Source organism: Phytoactinopolyspora endophytica (assembly GCF_004138495.1).
Lineage (GTDB): Bacteria > Actinomycetota > Actinomycetes > Jiangellales > Jiangellaceae > Phytoactinopolyspora > Phytoactinopolyspora endophytica.
This window is the reverse complement of sequence record NZ_ML142869.1, coordinates 10,336-15,262: the sequence shown is the minus strand read 5'-3', so window position 1 is coordinate 15,262 and position 4,927 is coordinate 10,336. Positions and strand designations below refer to the sequence as shown.

General features: G+C 65.0%; 4 protein-coding genes. 3 read left to right on the top strand and 1 reads right to left on the bottom strand.

Annotated features, from left to right (window positions below; genetic code table 11):
* A partial coding sequence (locus ELR45_RS39510) for an oligopeptide/dipeptide ABC transporter ATP-binding protein (RefSeq protein ID WP_205857482.1) occupies positions 1–515 on the top strand: 515 nt, incomplete at its 5' end.
* Positions 516–540: 25 nt separating this feature from the next.
* Positions 541–2,868 (top strand): glycoside hydrolase family 5 protein, encoded by a 2,328-nt coding sequence (locus tag ELR45_RS28930; RefSeq protein WP_205857481.1) that lies wholly within the window; start codon positions 541–543, stop codon positions 2,866–2,868.
* A 96-nt stretch (positions 2,869–2,964) separates the two neighbouring features.
* On the opposite strand, the gene ELR45_RS28925 is transcribed toward ELR45_RS28930, so the two are convergent.
* A complete protein-coding gene (locus ELR45_RS28925; RefSeq protein WP_129669402.1) occupies positions 2,965–3,777 on the bottom strand; it encodes a helix-turn-helix transcriptional regulator in 813 nt (270 codons plus the stop codon).
* Positions 3,778–4,016: 239 nt separating this feature from the next.
* On the opposite strand from ELR45_RS28925, the gene ELR45_RS28920 reads away from it, so the two are divergent.
* Positions 4,017–4,927 (top strand): zinc-dependent alcohol dehydrogenase (locus ELR45_RS28920; RefSeq protein ID WP_205857480.1); only part of this gene is annotated, 911 nt, incomplete at its 3' end.

Sequence of the window (4,927 nt, the reverse complement as noted above, 5' to 3'; positions counted from 1 at the left end):
TCCTCGAGCCGCGCCTGGTCGTCGCCGACGAGGCGGTCTCCGCGCTGGACGTCTCGGTGCGGGCGCAGATTCTCAACCTAATGCGCGACCTACAGGACGAGTACAACCTGACGTACCTGTTCGTCTCCCACGACCTGTCCGTGGTCGAGTCCATCTGCGACCGGGTCGCGGTCATGTATCTGGGCAAGATCGTCGAGCTCGCCGAGACCGCCGACGTCTACAACGACCCCCAGCACCCGTACACCGAGGCGCTGCTCTCGGCCGTGCCGCGGCCGGACCCCGCCCGGCGCGACGCCAACCGTCGGATCCGGCTCGCAGACGACCTGCCCGACCCCGTCAACCCGCCACCGGGCTGCTATTTCCACACCCGCTGCCACTACGCCCGGGCCGGCGTGTGCGATCAGCCGGCCAGCCCGCCGGTGTTGCACCCGACCACGAACGACGCGGAAGGAGGTGACCACCAGGCGGCCTGCCTGCGCGCCGCCGAGCTCGAACTCACCGGTATCAAGCGTTAACCATCGATCGGAGGCCACAATGGACGTGACCGACAACACCGCACCAGAGATCAGTCGCCGCCGGCTCCTGGGCACGGCGGGCGTCGTGACCGCAGGCGTTGCCGCAGGAGTGGCGGCGCCCTCGATCTTCCGGGCACCCCGCGCCGCCGCCGACCCCGGTGACGGAACGTTCTACGTCGGCGCCAATCTCGCCGGGCTGGAGTTCTCGCCGTGGAAGATGCCGGGCACGCCTCACTTCGACTACGCAGTACCGACTCCGGAAGAGCTCGACTACATGAACAGCCGGAACCTCACGGTGATCCGGCTGCCGTTCAGGTGGCAACGCGTCCAGCACGCCCTGAACGGGCCGCTGGACGCGGAGTACCTCGGATTCATCACGGACGTCGTCGACTATGCCGGCACGCAGGGCATGAAGATCATCCTGGACGTGCACGACTATGGCAAGTACGGCGATGACAAGATCGGTGCTGGCGTCGTGACCAGCCAGGACTTCGCCGACCTGTGGACCCGGCTGGCGACGGCCGTCGTCGGCAAACCCGGGCTGGGCGGATACGACCTGATGAACGAGCCACAGAACATGCCCTCGCCGGACGCCTGGCCGGACGCGGCGCAAGCGGCGATCGACGCGATCCGAACGGTGGACACATCGACCCCGATCATCGTCGAGGGCGACAACTGGGCATCCGCCGCGAGCTGGCTCGAGTACAACAGCGACCTGATCCTCAACGATCCCAATGACAACCTCATCTACTCGGCGCACAACTACTTCGACCGTGACTCGTCCGGAACGCACTACGACTGGGACGAGGAGGTCGCGGCCGGCGACACGCTGCAAGACCCGCCCGGTCCGCTGACGACGGACATTGGTGCGCAGCGGCTGGAGGACTATGTCGGCTGGCTCAACCAGCACGGGATGCGTGGCCTGGTCGGCGAGGTAGGGGCGAGCAACCGAGATCCCGAGTGGCTGGAGACCCTCGACAAGATGCTCGCCTACTGCGAGGACAACGGCGTAGGCGTCACGTACTGGTCCGGCGGCGCGTGGTTCGAGAACTACGTGATGGGCATTACGCCACAGCGGGACGGACGCAACACCGTCCAGATGGCGGTGCTGGACAAGTACACCGGCGCCCCGGCGCCGGACGTCTACTATCTCAGCGGCCCCAACGGCGGATGTGCGGAAGAGTCGTCGGCGCCGTTCATCGTCGACTACCGGGGCTACATCGAGCAGCCCATCAGGGTCTATCCCACCGACATCGGGGGAGGCGGCCAGTTCGAGCCAGCGTCCGTCAAGCTGTCGCCGGGATTCAACGGGCTGGCCACCTTCAGGTACACGCCGCCTCCGGGCTCCGCCGATTACAGCATTGGCGGCATCAACCGGTCCGGTCTCACGGACCCGGCGCCGCTCGAGTTCTCAACCCGGCCGGAGGTCGACTGGGAGACGGAGGCGATCAGCGTCATCGGGCTCAACCAGGTCGTTCCGGCCTTCGTGGGCGGCGCGATCACGCTGGAGCGTGCGAGTGACTCCGTCCAGGAGAACTTCGCGTTCGGCGCCGATGGCTCTCTCGACGAGGCGGCGATCACGTCCTGGGCCGACGGTTCGAAGGTCCTGGTGGTCACGGTCACGGACCAAGGCCCGGAAGGGCGCGACGCCGGTAAGGTGACCACGGAGAACCATAACGGCGAGGACGAAACCCAGCTGGACTCCTCCCCGGCCGACTATCCGGAGCTCGTCACCGGCGGCCTGAACGGAGGACCGGTGCTTCGGCTCCACAAGAGCCGTATGGACGCCGTGGCCCCGATTCGCGCTCTCCCGGGATTCACCTGCTTCGTGGTGTGCAAGCCGACCAGTGAAGCAAATATGCAGCGGCTGCTGAGCTGGCACTTCACCGACACGAACCTCATCACGAACAGCTCGGGCAACTGGCAGACTTCCAGGGAGGGCGAGATGCCGATGGGGATCGATGCCAGTGCATGGCATATCTACGCCGTTCGACACCAGGGTGGATACTCGCGCACCACCTGGCGGGACGGTGAGCTGATCGCCTCGAAGGGAACGAACTTCGAGAAGATCAGGTTCCGGCATCGCTCGCACGTCAATATCGGCTACTTCCGCTGGTGGCCGGACGTCCATTACGACGGCGACTTCTGGGGCTTCCTGCCGTTCTCCGTTGCCCTGACAGACGCCCAGATGCGCACCGTATGGAACCAGCTGTCCGACGTGACCGGCATCCCGGTGTCGGTCGAGTGCGGCTCGTCGGGTCCGTCGAGTGCGGTGAGTACGTTCTCGCCCGCGGCCTCATCCGGTCTCCCGGAGGCAGCAGTCCCGGTGGACTCGCCCGCGCGGCTACGGTAGGACTTCCGCTGGCGCCGCCCTCGACCCGCACCGTGATCTACCGCGGAGATCGAGGGCGGCGCCGTCTCCGGCGGTCTCTACGTGCTATCTGATCGCTCAGCGCTTTGTGAAGTCCGAAGGATTGCGTCCCTCCACCTTTTTGAAGAGACGGCTGAAGTAATAGATATCGTTGAAGCCGGTACGGGTGGCCGCCTGAGTGACGTTGCATTCGCCGCTGAGGAGAAACTCCTTTGCTTTGGTGATCTTGATTCGGTGCTGGTACTCCTTGGCGGTCAAACCCGTGAGGTCCTTGAAGATGGACCGGAAGTGCGAGTGGCTCAGGCCGGCGAGTTCTGCGAGATGCGTGACCGAATACGACTCACGATAGTTGGCCTGCATCATCTCGATCAGTCTGATGATCTTCTGCGCGTGCGGGGTGTAGACGTGCGGGAGCGTCTGCTGGCGAATCAACTCGTACAAGATGGCCATGGTGATGGCCCGGCAGCGAATGAGATATCCGGGCTTCTTGTCGCTCCAGGCCACGTACAGCTCCGTGAACTGCGCGGACAGCTGCTTGGCGGGTGCACCCCGGTAGACGTTGTGCAGCGAGGACAGCTGCTTCTGGGTGCCTGTGGCGTCAGCGGTCACGTCGAACGCGACGGAGAGGAACGACCACGGTTCGTCCTCGTCGGCACGCCCGGTATGTGGCGTCCCTTTCGGGAAGAACAGGACGTCGCCGGGCTGGACTGCCAGGCGTTCGTGGCCTTCGAAATTGTAGTGCGCTATCCCGGAGGCGGCGTAGACGAGTATGTGGGAATGGTCGTTGACCAACGCTGTTATTCCCCAGCTCGGGTTCGGGTCGCGTTGAATGACGTAATCAATGTCGGTGACGGTGAAGTCGAAATAGTCAGCGTAGGTGTCTACCGTCACTTCAACGCCACTCCTTCACAACTCAAGACGTCGTCCGCCCATTCAATCACGGCTCGGTGTGCTGGCGTCGATCGAGCGATGTCTATGAGATGTCTCGGCCCATGTCCTGAGCGCCGGGCGTGGCGGTGGAGCGGTTCGTGCAAAGGTCTGCCGGCCAGTCCATGGTGCGAAGTCCCCAGTGCTGGAAGGCTTAGAACGGCGGCACATGACGACGAAGGCGGTGAATGGCCATGTCAGCGATGGGTGACCAGTCTCTGACTGACACTGCGGGCCGTATGCTCGCGTACTGGGGGAGGCGCACGCTGAGCGTGGAGCCGTGCAAACGCGAACCACCGGGACCGGGAGAGGTGCAGATCGCAGTGGCCTACACCGGCATCTGCGGAACCGATCTGCACATCTTCCACGGGGACATGGATGCCCGGGTGAAGGCGCCTGCGGTGATCGGACATGAGATGTCGGGGCGTATCGCCGCGGTCGGCGACGACGTGCCGGACTGGCGGATAGGGCAACCGGTGACGGTGATGCCGACCCGCGCCTGTGGGAACTGTCCTGCTTGCACACGCGGATTGACGCACATCTGCCACGATCTCGACGTCATCGGCGTGGACTCGCCCGGGTCGATGCAGACATCGTGGAACGTTCCAGCAGAGTTGCTCGTCGCTCTTCCCGATGACCTGGCCCTCGACCGGGCTGCCCTCGTCGAGCCGGTCGCGGTCGCGGTGCACGACGTGCGCCGGGCGCGGGTGCAACCGGACGAACACGTCGTGGTGGTCGGTGGAGGGCCGATCGGCCAGCTCATCGCCATCGTCGCCCAGCATGCCGGTGCGCGCGTACTTCTGGTGGAGTTGGATCCGATCCGTCGCGCCATCGCTGCGGCGAACGACATCGACGTGATCGATCCGCGAGTGGCAGACCCTACGTCGACGGTGAGCAGCTGGACTGACGGCGCCGGCGCAGACGTCGCATTCGAGGTGTCCGGCGCTGGTGCGGGGGTCGCTACGGCGGTCGACGTACTGGCCAGACGCGGGCGCTTGGTCATGGTGGCCATCCATCCGCAACCGCGTGAGGTCGATCTGTTCCAGTTCTTCTTACGCGAGCTGGAGTTGGTGGGTGCGCGGTTGTATCAGCGGCACGACTTCGGCGAGGCGGT